16 protein-coding genes are annotated in these 19,739 nt (G+C 64.9%); 13 read left to right on the plus strand and 3 right to left on the minus strand.

All coding sequences use genetic code 11. The annotated features are described in order from the left end of the window. The first annotated feature begins 10 nt into the window (after nt 1-10). The 9 genes from E7681_RS16625 (at nt 11) to E7681_RS16665 (ending at nt 9,512) form a co-directional block, all read left to right on the plus strand. The gene (locus tag E7681_RS16625; RefSeq protein WP_136340391.1) at nt 11-439 is read left to right on the plus strand and encodes a cupredoxin domain-containing protein; all 429 of its coding nucleotides are present in this window, start codon (nt 11-13) and stop codon (nt 437-439) included. Further along, nucleotides 436-1,155: an ABC transporter ATP-binding protein gene (locus tag E7681_RS16630; protein WP_136340392.1), complete on the plus strand. Its 720-nt coding sequence runs from the start codon at nt 436-438 to the stop codon at nt 1,153-1,155. Before E7681_RS16625 ends, E7681_RS16630 begins: the two co-directional genes overlap by 4 nt. Continuing rightward, on the plus strand, nt 1,152-1,940 hold the full coding sequence (locus E7681_RS16635) for an ABC transporter permease (RefSeq protein ID WP_136340393.1): 789 nt from the start codon (nt 1,152-1,154) through the stop codon (nt 1,938-1,940). The genes E7681_RS16630 and E7681_RS16635 overlap by 4 nt, the downstream gene beginning before the upstream one ends. A gap of 75 nt (nt 1,941-2,015) precedes the next feature. Next, nucleotides 2,016-2,552, plus strand: a complete 537-nt coding sequence (locus tag E7681_RS16640) for a tetratricopeptide repeat protein (RefSeq protein ID WP_136340394.1) — start codon at nt 2,016-2,018, stop codon at nt 2,550-2,552. 205 nt (nt 2,553-2,757) lie between these two features. Continuing rightward, entirely contained in the window at nt 2,758-3,168 is a 411-nt protein-coding gene (locus E7681_RS16645; protein ID WP_136340395.1) for a c-type cytochrome, read from the plus strand. Between the two features lie 297 nt (nt 3,169-3,465). Continuing rightward, entirely contained in the window at nt 3,466-5,229 is a 1,764-nt protein-coding gene (locus E7681_RS16650) for a PQQ-dependent methanol/ethanol family dehydrogenase (protein ID WP_136340396.1), read from the plus strand. Between the two features lie 148 nt (nt 5,230-5,377). Next, nucleotides 5,378-6,064 (plus strand): response regulator transcription factor, encoded by a 687-nt coding sequence (locus E7681_RS16655; protein WP_246032519.1) that lies wholly within the window; start codon nt 5,378-5,380, stop codon nt 6,062-6,064. Nucleotides 6,065-6,106: 42 nt separating this feature from the next. Next, nucleotides 6,107-7,276 carry an FIST N-terminal domain-containing protein gene (locus tag E7681_RS16660; protein ID WP_136340397.1) on the plus strand — a complete coding sequence of 390 codons (1,170 nt, stop codon included), beginning with the start codon at nt 6,107-6,109 and terminating at the stop codon, nt 7,274-7,276. Nucleotide 7,277: 1 nt separating this feature from the next. After that, nucleotides 7,278-9,512 carry a hybrid sensor histidine kinase/response regulator gene (locus E7681_RS16665; protein WP_136340398.1) on the plus strand — a complete coding sequence of 745 codons (2,235 nt, stop codon included), beginning with the start codon at nt 7,278-7,280 and terminating at the stop codon, nt 9,510-9,512. Here the strand turns inward: E7681_RS16665 and E7681_RS16670 are convergent. Continuing rightward, complete coding sequence (locus tag E7681_RS16670; RefSeq protein ID WP_136340399.1) at nt 9,509-12,610, minus strand: efflux RND transporter permease subunit; 3,102 nt, start codon at nt 12,608-12,610, stop codon at nt 9,509-9,511. The two genes, E7681_RS16665 and E7681_RS16670, sit on opposite strands and share 4 nt — an antisense overlap. Nucleotides 12,611-12,626: 16 nt before the next feature. Continuing rightward, a complete protein-coding gene (locus E7681_RS16675) occupies nt 12,627-13,757 on the minus strand; it encodes an efflux RND transporter periplasmic adaptor subunit (protein ID WP_136340400.1) in 1,131 nt (376 codons plus the stop codon). A gap of 125 nt (nt 13,758-13,882) precedes the next feature. Between E7681_RS16675 and E7681_RS16680 the strand changes: the two genes are divergently transcribed. Beyond that, on the plus strand, nt 13,883-14,539 hold the full coding sequence (locus E7681_RS16680; protein ID WP_136340401.1) for a TetR/AcrR family transcriptional regulator: 657 nt from the start codon (nt 13,883-13,885) through the stop codon (nt 14,537-14,539). Between the two features lie 51 nt (nt 14,540-14,590). Here the strand turns inward: E7681_RS16680 and E7681_RS16685 are convergent, their stop codons facing one another. Then, on the minus strand, nt 14,591-15,466 hold the full coding sequence (locus E7681_RS16685; RefSeq protein WP_136340402.1) for a MurR/RpiR family transcriptional regulator: 876 nt from the start codon (nt 15,464-15,466) through the stop codon (nt 14,591-14,593). 143 nt (nt 15,467-15,609) lie between these two features. Between E7681_RS16685 and E7681_RS16690 the strand changes: the two genes are divergently transcribed. The 3 genes from E7681_RS16690 to E7681_RS16700 all read left to right on the plus strand — a co-directional run bounded on the left by E7681_RS16690 (nt 15,610) and on the right by E7681_RS16700 (nt 19,738). Further along, nucleotides 15,610-16,572 (plus strand): TAXI family TRAP transporter solute-binding subunit, encoded by a 963-nt coding sequence (locus tag E7681_RS16690; RefSeq protein ID WP_136340403.1) that lies wholly within the window; start codon nt 15,610-15,612, stop codon nt 16,570-16,572. Between the two features lie 95 nt (nt 16,573-16,667). Further along, nucleotides 16,668-19,301: a TRAP transporter permease gene (locus E7681_RS16695; RefSeq protein WP_136340404.1), complete on the plus strand. Its 2,634-nt coding sequence runs from the start codon at nt 16,668-16,670 to the stop codon at nt 19,299-19,301. Nucleotides 19,302-19,312: 11 nt separating this feature from the next. Beyond that, nucleotides 19,313-19,738 (plus strand): universal stress protein, encoded by a 426-nt coding sequence (locus tag E7681_RS16700; RefSeq protein ID WP_136340405.1) that lies wholly within the window; start codon nt 19,313-19,315, stop codon nt 19,736-19,738. The last annotated feature ends 1 nt before the right edge of the window (nt 19,739 follow it).

Below are 19,739 nucleotides of genomic sequence, written 5' to 3' on the forward strand. Positions count from 1 at the left end.
AGGAGGCACCATGAAACCCCTGCTGATCGCCCTTCTGCTGGCCTCCCCCGCATTGGCCGACGATGACACGCCGAAATTCGGCATGGCGGGCCTCTTGTCGTCAAAGAATAAGCAAGACCTGCCCCCCATCACCCTGTCCGCCGGCGAACCCCTCGCCGCCGCCCCGTGGGAGCTGACATCCGGCACCTATTACGAGTTTGAAATCCAGTCCGACGGCAGCCAGGAACTGGCCCTGATCGGCCCCGAATTCTTCCGCGCGATCTGGATCGACGAGATCGTCGTGCAGGGGCTGGAGATCCGCCCGCTGGGGCTGGATTCACTGGAATTTGACGAGGCGGGCGAGATGGAGATCGGGTTCATCGCTATCAAACCCGGCAGCTACACCCTGCGCGTTCCCGGCGCGGGCGATCTGCAAACCCTGCAGATCACCATCCGATGACCGGCCTTTCCGTCCACGACCTGCGGTTCAACTACGGCCCGAAACAGGCGCTGGACGGGGTCTCCTTCGACATCGCTCCGGGCGCGTTCTGCGCCCTGCTTGGCCCCAATGGCGCGGGCAAATCCACGCTGATGGCGCTGCTGACGCGCCTGTTCACCACGCGCCACGGCACGATCCGCGTCGCCGGTCACGATCTGGCCCGCGATCCCCGCCTTGCGCTGGCCCGGATCGGAGTCGTCTTCCAGCAAACCACGCTGGATCTGGACCTGTCGGTCTATCGCAACCTGTCGTATTTCGCCGCCCTTCACGGCATTTCCGGCCGCGAGGCGCATACCCGCATCATGGAGGCGCTGGACCGCCTCGGCATGGCCGAACGCGCTCATGAAACCGCCCGCGATCTGAACGGCGGCCACCGGCGCCGGGCCGAGATTGCCCGCTGCCTGATCCACCGCCCCTCGGTCCTGTTGCTGGACGAACCCACCGTCGGGCTGGACGCCGCCGCCCGCCGCACCATCACCGACCACGTCCACGATCTGGCCCGCGATACCGGCCTGACCGTCCTCTGGGCCACGCATCTGAGTGACGAGGTCCGCGACACCGACCGCCTGATCGTTCTGCATCAGGGCCGCGTTCTGGCCGACGGCCTTGCCGGCCCCCTGCGCGGCCCGCACCCCTTGGCCGACTACTTCCTGTCGCTGACAGGGGCCCCCGCATGAGCTGGCTCATCGCCCTACACGCCATCGTCCTGCGCGAGGCGCTGCGCTTTACCCGGCAACGCGGCCGCTTCATCGCCGCCCTCGTCCGCCCCTTGGTCTGGCTGATCGTCTTCGCCGCCGGGTTCCGCGCCGCCCTGGGCCTGTCGATCACCCCGCCGTACGAGACCTACATCACCTACGACATCTACATCGTCCCCGGCCTGTGCGGCATGATCGTGCTGTTCAACGGGATGCAAAGCTCCCTCTCGCTGGTCTATGACCGCGAAATGGGCTCGATGCGCCTGCTGCTGACCAGTCCCCTGCCGCGCTGGTGGCTGCTGGTGTGCCGCCTGATCGCCTCGACCGTGATTTCGGCGCTGCAAGTTTACACCTTCCTCGGCATCGCCGCCGTTTACGGCATCACCTTCCCGCCGCTGGGCTATGTCGCCGTCCTGCCCGCCCTGCTGATCGCCGGGCTGATGCTGGGCGCGCTGGGGCTGGCACTGTCTTCGACCATCTCGCAGCTGGAAAACTTCGCCGGTGTCATGAACTTCGTCATCTTCCCGATGTTCTTCCTGTCCTCGGCCCTCTACCCACTGTGGAAAATGGCCGAAAGCTCGGAGCTGCTGCACGACATCTGCGCCGTGAACCCCTTCACCCACGCGGTCGAGATGATCCGCTTCGCCCTCTACGCCCAGGCCAACCTGCCCGCCCTCGGCTGGACCCTGCTGGCCGGGGTGATCCTGCTCGCGCTGGCACTCTGGGGCTACGATCCGGCGCGGGGCTTGCTGCGCCGCAAGGGCTAGCACCAAGGTCGTACGACCACTGCGCGCTTAGCCCACGCCCCCACCTGCGCTACACTCGCAGCAGGAGGCCCCTTTATGAAACACGTCATGATCGCCGCCCTGTTGCTGGCCACCCCCGCCCTTGCCACCGATGACGACCCGGGCGGAGAGCTGAACCCGCTCGAATCCGGCTTTGGCCGCGTCATGCGCAATGTCGAGGAGGGCAAGCTCGACATGACCACCTGCGCCACCGGCTATTACATCACCAAATCCGGCCGGCACGAGCTGGCCCGCAAACTGTTCGAGGCCTGCGCCAATGCCGGCTATTCCGCCGCGATGACGTGGATGAGCCAGCTCGACAACAACGGGCTGGGGGGCGAGTACAACCCCGATGCCTCGGCCGACTGGGACCGCCGCGCCGCTGAAACCGGCGATCCGGTGGGCAAGTTCAACTACGGGCTGGACCTGATGCGCGGTCACGGCGTTGCCCAGAACGAGGCACTTGGCCGCCAGCTGGTCGACCAGGCCGCCGCCGAGGGGCTGGACATCGCCCAACGCCTGCAAGGTGCCGACTATGATCTGGACGAGGTCACTCCGGACGCCGACAACTGGAAATATGCACCGATGTTCTGAGGGAGGCGAACAAGAATTTTTCAAAAATTCTTGTCCAAATTCTTTCAAAGAATTTGGCGCTGCCAATCCGAACGATCCGCCCCGTCTACGACTTTGGTCGTACGACTAAAGTCGCATCTAAGTTACTGCTTTTATTGATCTTTATCAAGAAATACACATCTTGAAAAGGGGTAATGTCGCGTCATCCCAAACCCCGGAGGACCTGATGAAACACACCCTTATCGCCCTGAGCCTGGCTCTGGCCCCGCTGCCCGCCCTTGCCAATGACGCCACCTTCGAGGCCGTCAAGGTCGAGGCCGGAGAGAAGCTCTTTGCCGCTGAATGCCGCCGTTGCCACGCCACCGACGCCAGCCACGACAGCTATGGCCCGCCGCTGGAAAACGTGATCGACCGCGCCGCTGGCAGCTACCCGGATTACCCGTACTCGACCGCGCTCAGCGCCTCGGGGATCGTCTGGACCGAGGCCGCCCTGCGCGCATGGATGGAGGATAACCGCGGCTTCATGCCCGGCACCAAGATGCGCCATGTCGGCATCACCGACACCACCGTGCAGAACTTCATCCTGGCGTACCTGCGCTCGGTCACCACGCGGGATGGAAAGGCCGTTCAGGACTGATCCGGCCCGCCGGCCGGGGGGCGACTTTGGGCGTAGACGCAGCGCCTGTCACCCCCCGTGCCAACTTTGCGTATCACATTAACTATGCATCGCTACCAACTGTTTTAATTTATACTTTCACGAAAAACATCGACACCCCAACCACCCATTCATCTGATCGCCTCCGACCGATTTCAAGGGTCGTACGACCTTTGTGCAATTTCGTCCAAACCGCCGCCTCCAAATAATGCCACCAGCCGCAGCACCGTCCGTGCGGAAGGCACTCTGGCTAGGATAACACCCCAAGGGAGGAAACCGATGAACCGGTTCATTATGGCGGTCGCCGCAAGCTTTCTGGCAGCAACCACTGCCGTCGCTGGCGTCACCGAAGACGATCTGAACAACGACCAGACCATCACCAGTCAGGTGGTGACGAACGGGATGGGCCGTGCCCTGCAGCGCTACAGCCCGCTGGACATCATCAACAAGCAAAACGTGAAGAACCTGGTCCCGACCTGGGCCTTCAGCCTGGGCGGCGAAAAGCAGCGCGGCCAGGAAACCCAGCCGCTGGTCTATGATGGCGTGATGTATGTCACCGGCTCGTATTCGCGCCTCTACGCGATCGACGTGAACTCGGGCAAAGAGCTGTGGCAGTACGACGCCCGCCTGCCCGAAGGCATCCTGCCCTGCTGTGACGTGATCAACCGTGGTGCGGCGATCTATGGCGACAACATCTATTTCGGCACGCTGGACGCGCGCATCGTCGCGCTGAACCTGAAGACCGGCGATGTGGTCTGGAAGGAAAAGATCGCCGACTACAAGGCGGGCTATTCCTACACCGCTGCCCCGCTGATCGTGAACGGGCTGGTGGTCACCGGCAACTCGGGCGGCGAGTTTGGCATCGTCGGCGAAGTGCAGGCACGCAACGCCGAAACCGGCGAACTGGTCTGGACCCGTCCCGTGATCGAAGGCCACATGGGCACGCTGAACGGCAAGGAATCCACCATGACCGGCACGCTGAACGCGACCTGGCCGGGCGACATGTGGAAAACCGGCGGTGGTGCGACCTGGCTGGGCGGCTCGTATGACGCCGATACCGACACGCTGGTCTTTGGCGCCGGCAACCCTGCGCCGTGGAACAGCCACCTGCGCAACGCCGGCACCCCGACCGAAGGCAACGCCGGCGACAACCTCTATGCCGCCAGCCGTCTGGGCATCGACCCGCATACCGGCGAGATCAAGTGGCACTTCCAGACCACCCCGCGCGAAGGCTGGGACTATGACGGCGTGAACGAGGTCGTGGCCTATGTCGACCGCGCCGGCAACAAGCGTTTCGCCACCGCCGACCGCAACGGCTTTTTCTACGTTCTGAACCGCGAAGACGGCAAATTCGTCTCGGCCAAGCCCTTCGTCAAGGATATCTCCTGGGCTTCGGGCATCGACGACACCGGCCGCCCGATCTTTGTCGAGGAAAACCGCCCCGGTAACCCGGCAGGTTCGGCCGATGGCAAGAAAGGCGAGGTGATCTTTGCTTCGCCCTCCTTCCTGGGTGGCAAGAACTGGATGCCGATGGCGTTCAGCCAGAAGACCGGCAACTTCTACGTGCCCTCGAACGAATGGGGCATGGACATCTGGAACGAGCCGATCACCTACAAGAAGGGCGCCGCCTATCTGGGCGCGGGCTTCACCATCAAGCCGAACTACGAGGACCACATCGGCAGCCTGAAGGCAATCGACCCCGACACCGGCGAGTGGAAGTGGGAATTCAAGAACGAAGCCCCCCTCTGGGGCGGCGTGATGACCACCGCGGGCGGTCTGGTGTTCTTTGGTACCCCCGAGGGTGAATTCATCGCCCTGGACGACGAAACCGGCGAGAAACTGTGGTCGTTCCAGACCGGCTCGGGCATCGTGGGCCAGCCCATCACCTGGGAAAAGGACGGCGAGCAGTACGTCTCGGTCGTGTCCGGCTGGGGTGGCGCGGTTCCGCTGTGGGGCGGCGAAGTGGCCAAAAAGGTCAACTACCTGAACCAGGGCGGCACCGTCTGGACCTTCAAGGTTCCGCGCCAGCTGGCCCAGAACTAACGGCCTGACCCACCTGTAAAAACCCAGCGCGCGCCCTGTCCGGGGCGCGCGTTTCCCTGTATACGACCTTTAGGCAAGTAGATGTGCGCCGGTGTGTTTGTTAGCCTTTTTCCAACGAAACGACACCCGTATCGCAAGGCATCGGATCATGAACAGCAGAGTGTATTCAGAGGGAATGAAGCTGGGCTCGGCCCTGATCGTGGACGATCACCCGCTGTTCTGTGACGCCCTGTCGATGACGCTGCGCTCCTCGGCGGGGATCACCGACATCCACACCGCCGCCACGCTGGAGCAGGCGCTGACCTTCGTCCAGCAGGGCGGCAAGCCCGACGTCGTGGTGCTGGACCTGAACCTGCCCGACGTGAACGGGCTGGACGGCCTGGTGCGGATGCGCAACGTGACGCAAGCGCCGATCGTCGTGGTCTCGTCGATGGCTGACAACCGCGTCATCACCGGCGTCATCCATGCAGGCGCCAACGGCTTCGTGCCCAAGCATTCCCAGCGAGAGGTCTTCCAGGCCGCCTTTGACGTGCTGCGCAACGGCGGCATCTTCATCCCGGCGGGCTACATGCTGCTGGACCGCGAAAGCGCGCCCAGCCAGGCCGACACGCTGGAACGCCTCGCCTCGCTGACCAACCAGCAGGCGCGCATCCTGCAACTGATCTGCGAAGGCAAGCTGAACAAACAGATCGCCTATGACCTGTCGATTGCCGAAACCACCGTTAAGGCGCATGTGACCGCGATCATGCGCAAGCTGGGCGTGCAAAGCCGCACACAGGCCGTTCTGATCGCGAAAGAGGCGAGCTTCACCAACGTATTGCAAGACCGCGCCTGAGGCGCATACCTTCATCGTCAGGGAACTGTGGGAGGAGACCTGATGGATATGACCCGCCACCTTACGGGGGCGTTTCCTGGCGCGTCCGATATCGTGCGCACGGCGTTCGCCGATGTGCACTCGGATCATGCCCTGGCCGACCTTGCCACTGCCCTGAACCCGGCCGATCTGGATCTCGTGATCCTGTTCGTCTCGCCGCAGGCCGATATCCACACGCTGGCCGTTCGCGCCTTCTCGGCCTTTGCGCCGGCCCGCGTTGTCGGCTGCACCACGGCCGGAGAGCTGTGCTCCGAAGGCTACGCCGAGGGGCGCATCGTCGCCATCGGCCTGCCGCGTGGGCATTTCTGCACCCGCACCCTGCTGATCGAGGATCTGGACGCCTACGACCCGCAGGACCTGATTGGCGATCTGATCCGCAACCGCAACGACACGGCCCGCGAAACCCCCGACTGGCACTCGGAATGCGCCATGCTGCTGGTCGACGGGCTGACCATGCACGAAGACGCCCTGACCGCCGACCTGTCGATGGGCGTCGGCCCTGTGCCGCTGTTCGGCGGCTCGGCCGGGGATGGCGACCGCTTTCAGGAAACCTGGGTCATTCAGGACGGCATCGCCCACCGCAACGCCGCTGTCGTCGTGCAGATGCGCACCGATTGCCGGATCGAGGTGTTCAACACCGACCACCTGCGCCCGACCGAGGCGCGCATGGTCGTCACCGGCGCCGACCCCGCCCGCCGCATCGTGCATGAAATCAACGCCGAGCCCGCCGCGCTGGAATACGCGCGCCTGCTGGGCAAGGATCCCGGCCAGCTGACCACCTTCACCTTCGCCGCCCACCCGGTCGTCGTGCGCATCGGCGGCCAGCACCACGTCCGCTCGATCCAGCGGATGGAGCCGAACGGCGATCTGGTGTTCTTCTCGGCCATCGACGAAGGCGTGGTGCTGACGCTGGCCGAATCCACCGACATGGTCGCGCATCTGGAAAACCAGCTGGGCCGCTTGAACCGCCACGGCAAGCCCGACGCCGTGATCGCCTTCGACTGCATCTTCCGCCGGATGGAGGCCGAGCAGCAGCAACTGGCCGGCCAGCTGTCCAACCTCCTGTCGCAGCACAACGTCGTGGGCCTGTCCACCTATGGCGAGCAGATCAACGCCCGCCACGTCAACCAAACCCTGACGGGCGTCGCCATCTATCCGCCGGAAGGGGTCTGAGATGCTCAGCGGCCTGATCAACACCTCGGACAGCCTGGAACGCCAGAACGAAAAGCTGCGCAAGGTGGTCACCACTCTGATGCGCCGGGTGGAACAGGACACCGACAGTTCCGGCGCCGCCTACGCCCAGTTCCAGCGCGCCGTGATGCTAGAGGACGAGGTCCGCGCCCGCACCCGCGATCTGGAACGCGCGCTGGACCTGCTCAACGACTCCAACGCCAAGCTGGCCATCGCCAACCAGGAAACCGAGGCCGCCCGCGCCGACCTCGCCAACGCCATCGAGACCGTGCAAGAGGGGTTCGCCCTGTTCAACGCCGACGAGGTGATGGTCATGTGCAATAGCCGCTTCGGCATGCATATGGGCGACATCCGCGAACAGCTCAAACCCGGAATGCGTTTTCGCGAATACGTGCGCATCGTGTCCCGCTCGCGGTTTCTCTCGCTGCCCCCGTCGGAAACCCCCGAGCAATGGGAATCCCGCCGGATGGAGCGGCACAAGGACAGCTCGGTCATCTTCAACGTCCGCCTGACCGGCAAGCGCTGGATTCAGGTCAGCGAACACCGCACGCCCTCGGGCGGTACCGTGATCCTGCAAACCGACGTCACCGACATCGTGCGTCTGGAACGGCAGGAACGCGAGCGCCTGATCGACGACCAGGCCCGCCTGATCCGCGCCACGCTGGAGCACCTTAAACAGGGCGTGTGCATCTTCGACAGCTTCGGCCGTCTGGTCGGCTGGAACCACCGCGTGCCCGAACTGCTGTCGGTGCAGGTGAAACGCTTCCACCTTGGCAGCACCTTCGCGGCCATGAGCACCCATATCCGCACCGCCTACACCCTGTCCGACGGCATCACGCTGGACCAGATCATCGCATGGGCCGACGGCCGCATCGACCGCGCCCCCCTGTCGTTCGAGATGCAGCGCGGGATGGACATGGTGCTGGCCGTGTTCATGCAGGAAATGCCCGACAAGGGCTTTGTGATCTCCTTCACCGACATCACCGCCGAACGCATGGCCATCCGCGCCATGACCGAGACCAAGGAATCGCTGGAACACCGCGTCTTTGAACGCACGCTGGAGCTGGAGGACGCCCTGTCCGAGGCCGAGCGCGCCAACGCCTCCAAGTCCCGCTTCGTCGCCGCCGCCTCGCATGACCTGCTGCAGCCGTTGTCGGCCGCGAAACTCTACCTCGCCTCGCTGGAAAACGAGTGCCAAGCCGAGCTGGAGCCGCGCCGGATGCTGCAAAAGGCGTCCTCGGCGCTGCAATCGGTGGAAAACATCCTCGGCGCGCTGCTGGACATCTCGAAACTCGATTCCGGGCTGGCCAACACCCATATCTCGACCGTCGATCTGGGCACCCTGCTGCGTCAGCTCGAGGTCGAAACCCGCCCACAGGCCGCCGCCAAGGGGCTGGATTTCCGCGTCGTGCACACCCATGCGCGCGTGTCCACGGATGCCACCTATCTGCAACGCATCCTGCAAAACCTGATCTCGAACGCGGTGCGCTATACCGCGCAGGGCAAGGTTCTGGTCGGCCTGCGCCACCTGCCCGGCAAGGTCCGGGTCGAGGTCTGGGACACCGGCCCCGGCATCCCCGAGGACGAACAGGACACCATCTTTGGCGAGTTCCAGCGCCTCAACGCCACCGCCAGCGCCGCCGACGGCATGGGGCTGGGTCTGGCCATCGTCGACCGCGCCTGCGCCCTGCTGCAACACCCGCTGCACCTGCGTTCCGAAGTGGGGCGCGGCACCGTGTTTTCCGTGGAACTGCCCCGCGCCAAGACGCAACCGATCCCGGTGCACAGCCCGGTGTTCCGCTCGTCCCAGGCGCTGAACGATTTCACCAACCTGGCCGTGCTGCTGGTCGAAAACGACGACGAGCTGCGCAACGCCCTGACCATCACGATGGAACAATGGGGCGTCGACGTGCTGACCTGCAAATCCTGCCAAGAGGCGCTGGACCTGCTGGCCGAGATCGAGATGACCCCCGACATCATCGTCGCCGATTACCAACTGGATGACGGGCTGGACGGGTTGGACGCCATCCGCCGCCTGCGCGGCGTCTGCGGCAACATCCCGGCCTGCATCATCTCGGCCAACCGCTCGACCGAGCTGGTGCAGGATTGCGCCCGCGCCAGCCTGCCGTTGATCTACAAACCGATCGAGCCCGCGCATCTGCGCGACTTCCTGCGCCGCCCGCGCTCGATCCCGATTGACGCGCCGCGCCGGGCCTAGATCTTTTTGCGGCGGCCGAAAATCCGCACGATCAGCGCAAAGAACAGCGGCACGAACAGGATGCCCAGGAAGGTGCCCGTCAGCGTCCCGCCCAGCACGCCCGTGCCCACGGCCTGACGCCCGCCCGACCCCGCGCCGGTGGACACCACCAGCGGCACCACGCCCAGCGTGAACGCCATCGAGGTCATGATGATCGGCCGGAACCGCTGCAACGCCGCCGCCTTGATCGCCTCGAACAGGCTTTCGCCCTGCTCGTATCGTTCGCGGGCGAATTCCACGATCAGGATCGCGTTCTTGCCGGTCAGGCCGATCACCGTCAGCAGGCCGACCTGGAAGAACACGCCGTTCTCGAACCCCAGGAAATACGCGGCCCCCAGCGTGCCCAGCACCCCGATCGGCATCGCCAGGATCACCGAGAACGGGATCGCCCAGCTTTCGTACAGCGCCGCCAAGCACAGGAAGATCGCCGCCAGCGACATCGCGTACAGCATCGGCGCCTGCCCGCCCGAGGCGCGCTCCTCCAGCGACAGCCCCGTCCAGGCCACCGCGTAGCCGGGTGGCAGCTGCGCCACCAGCCGCTCCATCTCGGCCATCGCCTCGCCCGAGGACACGCCCGCCGCCGGGCTGCCCTGGATCTGCATCGCCGGCACGCCGTTGTAGCGGATCAGCCCCTGCGGGCCGAACTGCCAGCGCGTCGTGGCAAAGTTGGAAAACGGCACCAGCCCGCCCGAGGCATTGCGCACCCGCCATTTCGACAGGTCCGACGGGGTCGCGCGCGCATCCGCCTCGCCCTGCACGTAGACGCGCTTGATCCGGCCGTTGTCGTTGAAATCATTGACATAAGAGCCCGCCCAGACGATGGACAGCAGGTTGCCCACGTCCGACGGCGACACCCCCATCGCGCCCGCTGCACGCCAGTCGATGTCGATGGCGAATTGCGCGGCATCCTCCAGCCCCGACGGCCGGGCCGAGGCGATCAGCGGGCTTTGCGCCGCCATCCCCAGCAGCTGGTTGCGCGCGGCCAGCAATTGCTCGTGGCTCTGGCCCGCCTGCGCCTGCAGGTAAAAGTCAAAGCCCGACAGGTTGCCCAGGCTGGGCACCGGCGGCGGCACGATCGGAAAGACCAGCGCGTCGCGGATCGCACTCAGCGCGCCATAGGCCCGCCCGGCAATCGCCTGCACCCCCTGATCGGGGCGCGTGCGCTCGGACCAGTCCTTCATCCGCACGAAGGCCAGACCGACGTTCTGCCCCTGCCCCATGAACGAGAACCCGACCACGCCGAACATCGCCTTCACGTTGTCCTTTTCCGTCTCAAGGAAGTGGTTTTCCACCTTCTTCACGGTCTCCAGCGTGCGTTCCGCCGTGGCCCCGGTCGGCCCCTGGATCAGCGCGATCAGCGTGCCCTGATCCTCGTTCGGCAGGAACCCGGTGGGCGTGTTCTGGAACAGCCAGACCACCCCGCCGCCCAAGGCCGCGTAGATCACCAGCACCCGCAGCGGACGGCGGATGATATAGCCCACCGTCGCGCCATAGCCCTTGGTCAGCCCGCCGAAGCCGCGGTTGAACCACGCCCCCGGCCCGCGGCGCGAGGGCACGTGCTTCGGCTTCAGCATCGTCGCGCACAGTGCCGGCGTCAGCGTCAGCGCCACCAGCACCGACAGCGCCATCGCCGAGACGATGGTGATCGAGAACTGCCGGTAAATCACCCCGGTCGAGCCGCCAAAGAACGCCATCGGCACGAACACCGCCGACAGCACCAGCGCGATACCGATCAGCGCGCCGGTGATCTGGCCCATCGACTTGCGCGTCGCTTCGCGCGGGGACAGGCCCTCTTCTTCCATGATGCGTTCGACGTTTTCGACGACCACGATGGCGTCATCCACCAGCAGGCCAATCGCCAGCACCATCGCCAGCATGGTCAGCGTGTTGATGCTGAACCCGGCCAGCGACAGGATGCCGAACGTACCCAGAATGACCACAGGCACCGCCAGCGTCGGGATCAGCGTCGCGCGGATGTTCTGCATGAACAGCAGCATCACCAGGAACACCAGCCCGATCGCCTCGAACAGGGTTTTCTGGACTTCCTCGATCGAGATTTTCACGAAGGGCGTCGTGTCATACGGGATCGTGTAGCTGACCCCCTCGGGGAAGAAGGCCGAGAACGCCTCGATCCGTTCCTTCACCCGCTCTGCCGTGTCCAGCGCGTTGGCGTCGCCCGCCAGTTGCAGCGCCATGCCTGCCGCCGGTTTGCCGTTGAACCGGGCGATAGTCGTGTAGTTTTCCGCCCCGATTTCCACCCGCGCCACGTCCTGCAACAGCACCAGCCCGCCATCGGTGGCCGAGCGTACGACGATCTTGCGGAAATCCTCGGGCGTGGACAGCAGCGATTGCGCGGTGATCGTGGCGTTCAGCTGTTGCCCCGCCACCGCTGGCAGCGCCCCGAACGAGCCAGCCGAGATCTGCGCGTTCTGCGCCGACACCGCCGACACCACGTCCGAGGGCGTCAGCTGGAACGCCGCCAGCTTGGACGGGTCCAGCCAGATCCGCATCGCGTATTTCGCGCCGAACACCTGCACGCCGCCGATGCCCTCGATCCGGCTGAATTCATCCACCAGCGTGCTGGTCATGTAATCCGACAGGTCGGTCTGCTCCAGCCGCCCGTCTTCGGATGTCAGCGCGATCACCATAAAGAACGACGCGCTGGATTTCTGGACCTGCACGCCCAGCCGCTGCACGGCCTCGGGCAGCTGGTTGGTGGCTTGCGTCACCTTGTTCTGCACCTGCACCTGCGCGACATCCGCGTCCGTGCCCGTCTCGAACGTCAGCGTCAGGCTGGACCGCCCGTCCGAGGTCGAGCTGGACGACATGTACCGCATCCCGTCGATGCCGGTCATCTGCTGCTCGATCACCTGCGTCACGGTGTTCGCCACCGTATCCGCCGACGCGCCCGGGTACGTCGCCGACACCCGCACCGAGGGCGGCGCGATCTCGGGGTATTGCGCGACCGGCAGACTGAAGATCGACAACAAACCGATCCCCATGATCAGGATCGAGATCACCCAGGCGAAAACCGGCCTGTCGATAAAGAAACGTGCCATGAACTGCCCCCGCCGCTCAGTTGCCAGCAGCCGCGGGCGCGGCGCGTTCTTCGGCCACGACCTGCGCGCCGACCTGGATTTTCTGAAGGCCCTCGACGATCACCTTGTCGCCCGCCTGCACGCCACCGGACACCACCCAGAACGCCCCCTGATCGCGCACGATCTCCAGCTCGCGCTGCTCAACCTTGCTGTCCGCGCCCACGATCATCGCCACGGGCCGGCCGCGCCGGTCCCGGCTGACGCCCTCTTGCGGCACCAACAGCGCGCCCGGAACATGGCCCTCGGGCAATTCGACCTGCACATACATGCCCGGCAGCAGGAAATGCTCGGGGTTGGCAAAGGTCAGCCGCAGCAGGATCGTGCCGGTCTGCTCGTCGACATGCGGTTCCGCCGCCGACAGGGTGCCGGACTGTTCGAACACCGTGCCGTCAGCCAGCACCAGCTTGACCACCTGCGCGTTGCGATCAACCACGCCCCCCGCGCGGCGCCATTTCAGGATCTCGGTCGCCGATTGCGTCACGTCCACATAGATCGGGTCCAGCTTGCGGATCACCGTCAGCGCCGTCGCCTGCCCCGAGGTCACAAGCGCGCCCTCGGACACCTCGCTCAGCCCGGTGACACCCGCGATGGGGGCGGTGATCGTCGTGCGCTCCAGATCAATGCGGGCCGACAGCAGGTTGGCCTCGGCCACCTTCACCGCCGCCGCCGCCACATCCTTGGCCGCCAGCGCATCATCCAGCGCCTGTTGCGCCGCAACGCCCCGCTGGCGCAATTCCTCTTGCCGTTTCGCCTCGCGTTCGGCCTGCGCCAATGACGCCTGCGCCTGCGCGACCGAGGCTTCGGCCGCCGCCATCTTCACCTCGTAGCTGGCCGGGTCGATCCGGTACATCGGCTCTCCGGCGGCCACGGCCTTACCCTCGTCAAAGATCTGCTGCGTGATGATCCCGCTCACCTGCGGCCGCACCTCGGCCACGCGCGAGGCGGCAACCCGCCCCGGCAGTCGCACCGTCAGCGTCACGTCCTGCGGCGCCAGCGTCACCACCGTCACGGTTTGCGGCGGGCGCGCCTGCTGGGCCTCAACAGACACCGGCAAGATCAAAGCCGCAGCAACAACAAGGGGAAGGAACGGATGAAAAAAGGCTCGCATGGGCGACTCCGGCAAATGATCGCCGCCGTAGCGACGGATGTCTTGATCTGGATTAAAGAAACCAGTTAGTTTTGTAAAGTAAGCAAGTAAGTCAAACCCGCCCCACGCTTCGGAAAGCCTAACGCATGAGCACAGACACTCCGCCGAAAAAACCTGCCCGCCGCGGTCGCCCCGTCCAGATCGCGCCCGAGGATCGCACCCGGCTTGTGCTCGAGGCGACGATGGCGCTGCTGGAACAGGTGCCCCTGCACAACGTGACAATGGCGCAGGTAGCGCGCGCGTCGGGCATGTCCAAACGGACGCTCTATGAAATGTTTGCCGACCGCGATGCGCTGCTGTCGGCCACGATCGCGCGGATCATCAGCCAGATCTATCCGCCCCTCCCCCCCGAGGCGCGCGACCTGCCGCTGGCCGACCGTCTGGCCCTGCTGCTGGGCGGCAGCCCGCAGCGCCAGTTCACCGCCCACTCGCGAGAGCTGCTGCGCGCCATCATCGCCGGGGCGCGCGAATTTCCCGCGCTGGCCCGGCGCACGAATACCGAAGGGTTCCACAACCTGACCCGCCTTGTGGCCGAACAGCTCGACGCCGCCCGAACTGCCGGGGACATCGCCCTGCCGCCCGACCAGATCACCGCCGCCGCCGAGCTGCTGGTCGCCATGAGCGGCGAGAACGTGATGCTCTACCTGTTAGACCCGGATTTGCCGCTGCCGACGCCCGCCGCGTTCACCGCGCGTCAGGCGATGGCGATCCGGCTGTTTCTGGACGGTGTGCGCCCCCGCTAAGGCGCGATTGGCGTTGTACAAAAAACGCCGGGAATCATACGAAAACCCGGGTTAACGGGATGTGACACCGCCGTCTTCGGTGTAGCCTCCGAAGCGCGTGATGCGGTCCTCGTAGCTGGAAACCTTGTCGGCGGCCCCCGCGCTGCGGGCCGTCATCGCGGCCAAGATCAGCTCGACCGCCAGAAAGGCGCTGTTCAGCGAGGGCAGCAGCTGCGGCCCCGCCATCGGCAGCTGGATCACCTTCCACGCGTTTCGAGCGATGGGCGAATTGTAGCTGTCAGTCACCGCCAACACCCGCGCGCCACAGTCCTGCGCGACTTGGCAGGCGCGCACCACCTCGGCCGAGTAATGCTCGTAAGTGATTGCAATCACGATATCTTCTGGGCCGGTGGCGCACATCTGATCCAGGATCGCACCGGGGACCGAGGGCACCTCTTGGAAGTTTTCGAACGCCATGCCGCCGACATAGGACAGGTAATGCGCGATCGAATAACAGCTGCGCACGCCCACCACGTAGATCCGGCGCGCGGTCAGCAGCGGCTCGATACAGGCGTCCAGCCCGGCGATGCTTTCGGGGGCGGTGACCATGTTCATGTTTTCACGGCTGGCACTGATCACCTCGGCGTAGATGTCCGCCTCGGACCGATCCCGCAACGCCCGCGCCCGCGACCCGTAACTCGCCCCCGTCCGCTGAACGATCTGCTGCACCTCGGCCCGGAACGCATCGAAGCCGCCATAGCCCAATTCACGCACCAGCCGCGTCACCAGGTTCGAGTCCACATCGGCCAATTGAGCCAGCCCTCGAATCGAATTGAAGGCGACTTGATGCAGGTTGTCCTGAATCCACTGCGCGAATTGCGCCAGCTTTGGCGGCGCGCTTTGCGTCAGGCCGCGCAGATTGGCGCGAATTTTTTCTTCTCTTTTCATGGGGCTACATAAGTCTGGCGTGTGCTTTGGGTAATGTAGCAGTGATTTCTGAAATCGCCACAAAAATCATTTGATTTATCTTTTGCGTCAAAATAAATCATTTGCATCACGAGGGACGACCTCAGATTTCAGGGAGAGACATCATGAAATTCACCAAGACCTGGCTGGCCGCCGGGATCATCGCCGTCACCGCACCGATGGCGCAGGCGGACACGTTCATCTCGATCGGCACCGGCGGCGTGACCGGCGTGTACTACCCCACCGGCGGCGCGATTTGCCGGATGATGGCCAAGTCCCGCAAGGAAACCGGCATCCGTTGCGCGGTCGAATCCACCGGTGGTTCGGTCTACAACATCAACGCCGTCCGTTCGGGCGAGCTGGAATTCGGCGTCGCCCAGTCCGACTGGCAGTTCCACGCCGTCAACGGCACCTCGAAATTCGAAGAACAGGGTGCCTTCCCGGAACTGCGCGCCGTCTTCTCGATCCACCCCGAGCCCTTCACCGTGGTCGCCCGCGCTGATGCCGGCGTGAAGAACTTCGAAGACCTGAAAGGCAAGCGCGTCAACGTCGGCAACCCCGGCTCCGGCCAGCGCGGCACGATGGAAGTGCTGATGGAGGCCCTGGGCTGGACCATGGGTGACTTCGCTGTCGCGTCGGAGCTGCAAGCCGCCGAGCAAAGCCAGGCGCTGTGCGACAACAACATCGACGCAATGGTCTACACCGTGGGTCACCCGTCGGGCTCGATCCAGGAAGCCACCACCGCCTGTGACGCCGTTCTGGTCAACGTGACCGGTGCCGCCGTGGACAAGCTGGTCGCCGACAACCCGTTCTACCGCACCGCCACCATCCCCGGCGGCATGTATCGCGGCAATGACGCGGACACCCAGACCTTTGGTGTGGGCGCAACGCTGGTGACTTCGGCCAACGTGCCGGATGACGTGGTCTATAACCTTGTCAAAGCAGTGTTTTCGGACATCGACCAGTTCCGCGGCCTGCACCCGGCCTTCGCCAACCTGGACCCCGCGCAGATGGTCAAGGACGGCCTGTCCGCCCCGCTGCATCCGGGCGCCGAGAAGTACTACCGCGAAGCCGGCCTGATCAAGTGATCGGACACCGGCGGGACCTGTCCTTGCCGGTATCCAGGGCCGCCTGACGCATCGGGCGGCCCTTTGTTTTCCAGTTCCATCGCCGGGAGGGGCAGATGAGCGCGAACAAAAACGCCGAAGGGCGCGAATTCACCGACGAAGAGCTTCAGGACCTGGTCGCCAGCACCGATACCGGGGGCCGCGCACCGACCAACCGGACCGTGGCGCTGCTGATTTCCGTTCTGGCCTTTGCCTGGTCTCTGTTCCAATTGTGGATCGCGCAGCCGCAGCTGTGGTTTGCCGAATACCTGCCGGTGATGAACTCGTCCCAGACGCGACCGGTTCACCTGAGCTTTGCGCTGATCCTGGCGTTCCTTGCGTACCCTGCGCTGAAATCCTCGCCCCGCGACCGCATTCCGGTGCTGGACTGGGTGATGGGCCTCGCCGCCGCTGGCTGCGCCTTCTACATCTTCGCCTTCTCGCGCGAGCTGTCCGACACCGCCCGTTCCGGCCTGCCGACACAGACGCAGATCATCGTCGGCGTCATCGGCATCGTCCTTCTGCTCGAGGCGTCGCGCCGCGCGCTGGGTCCGGCGCTGACCGTGGTCGGCTCGATCTTCCTTTTGTACGCCTACATGGGCACCGGCTGGCTGATCCCCGAGATCATCTCGCATTCCGGCCTGTCGCTGACCTCGATCGTCAACGCGCAATGGCTGGATACCTCGGGCGTATTCGGCATCCCGCTGGGTGTCTCCACCGCCTTCGTGTTCCTGTTCGTGCTGTTCGGCGCGCTGCTGGACAAGGCCGGGGCCGGCAACTATTTCATCCAATTGGCTTTTGCCGGTCTGGGTGCGCTGCGTGGCGGGCCTGCCAAGGCGGCCGTGGTCGGCTCGGCCATGACCGGCCTGATCTCGGGCTCGTCCATCGCCAACGTGGTCACCACCGGCACCTTCACCATCCCGCTGATGAAGCGCGTGGGCTTTTCCAGCGAAAAGGCGGGCGCGGTCGAGGTTGCATCGTCCGTCAACGGCCAGATCATGCCGCCGGTGATGGGGGCTGCGGCCTTCCTCATGGTGGAATTCGTCGGCATTTCTTATGTCGAGGTCATCAAGCACGCCTTCATCCCCGCCGTGATCAGCTATATCGCGCTGGTCTATATCGTGCACCTTGAGGCGCTGAAGAACGACATGCCCGCCCTGGGCAAGGCCGCCAATCTGGGCCGGATGTTCCTGAAAATCGCCATCGGTTTCGTCGTCACCGGCACCGCCTTTACCGCGCTGGTCTACGGCGTGCAGGGGCTGCAGGCGGCTGCGCCGTCGATCTCGGGTCCGGTGATCCTGATCGCGATCCTAGCTGCTTACGTGGCCTGCGTGAAACTCGCCGCCTCCAAGGATGACCTGGAGCTGGACGACCCCAACGCTCGCACCTTCCACCTGCCCACCGTGGGCCAGGTGTTCCCGACCGGCCTGCATTACCTGCTGCCGATCCTGGTGCTGGTCTGGTTCCTGATGATCGAGATGCAATCCCCCGCCAAATCGGCCTTCTACGCCGTCGCGGTGATGCTGGTGATCATCCTGACCCAACGCCCGCTGAAGGCGCTGTTCCGCTCGCAGGACATGGTCGCGGCCTTCCGCGCTGGTGTCGGCGATCTGACCCAAGGCATGATCGACGGCGCGCGCAACATGATCGGTATCGGTGTGGCCACGGCCGCCGCCGGGATCATCGTTGCCACCGTGACCAAGACCCCGATCGGCACCGAACTGGCGGGCCTGGTCGAGCTTCTGGCCGGCGGCAACCTGTTCATCATGCTGGTGCTGGTGGCGGTGTTCTCGCTGATCCTGGGCATGGGTCTGCCGACCACGGCGAACTACATCGTGGTGTCGTCGCTGATGGCCTCTGTCGTGGTCACGCTGGGCGCGCAAGAGGGGCTGATCGTGCCCCTGATCGCCGCACACCTGTTCGTGTTCTACTTCGGCATCATGGCCGATGTGACCCCGCCCGTCGGCCTGGCCTCTTTCGCCGCCGCCGCCGTGTCGGGGGGCGATCCGATCCGCACCGGCTTTACCGCCTTCTTCTACTCGATGCGCACGGCGGCCCTGCCCTTCCTGTTCATCTACAACCCGACGCTGATCCTGTATGGCGTCGATCTGGGCACCTTCCCGGGCATCCTGCACGCGGTCTTTGTGTTCTGCGTGGCGACCGTGGCGATGCTGCTGTTCGCCGCCGCGACGCAGGGCTATTTCCTGGCCCGCTCGCATAAATGGGAAAGTGCGGCACTGCTGCTGGTGGCCTTCACGCTGTTCGTGCCGGGTTTCTGGCTGGACCGCATCCAACCCCGGTTCATCGAGCAACCCGCAATCCAGCTGGCCCAGGCGTTCGACGAGGCCGCACCGGGTGACTCGGTCCGCTTCGTGGTCTCGGGGCCGTCCTTCGCCGATGGCACTCCGCGCCAGCTGACCGTCCTGCACCACATCGCCGAGACCGATCCCGCACAGGGTCGGGCCGAGGCGGCGGGCCTGATCCTGCTGCCCGAGGGCGACCAGATGTTCCTGGACGAACCGATGTTCAACACGCCGTTCCAGGAGAAGTTGTCGTCCTTCGACTTCTACGCCGATGACCGGGTCGAGGTGATCAGCCTGCTGTCCCCCAACCACCGGATGCCAAAGCAGATCTTCTACATCCCCGCCCTGTTGCTGCTGGGCCTCGTGGTGATGCTGCAGCGTCGCCGCCAGACCAAACCCGCCTTCTGAGGAGACGCGCCATGTCCAAGACCATCCTCCTGACTGTCGATCTGAACCGCAGCGCCGAAAACGCCGCCGCCCTGCAGGCCGCGCTGGACCTGCTGGGCCCCAACGGCACGCTGCATGTCGTGTCCGTCCTGCCCGATTTCGGGATGTCGCAGGTCAGCGGCTTCTTCAAGCAGGGCTTTGAAAAGGACGCGCTGGACGATTTCGGCCAGCGTCTGGCCGACTGGGTCCGCGAGGCCGTCCCCGAGGCGACCGATGTGCACCCGCACGTCCTGCACGGCACCATCTATGACGAAATCCTGCGCGCCGCCGACAAGCTGGCGGTGGACGTGATCGTCATCGGCTCTCATCGCCCCGAGTTGAAGGACTACCTTCTCGGCCCGAACGCGGCGCGCGTCGTGCGCCATGCAAAGCAATCCGTCTACGTCGTCAGGACCTGAA

It is taken from the genome of Thalassobius vesicularis (assembly GCF_004799325.1).
In the GTDB taxonomy this organism is placed as follows: Bacteria; Pseudomonadota; Alphaproteobacteria; order Rhodobacterales; family Rhodobacteraceae; genus Thalassobius; species Thalassobius vesicularis.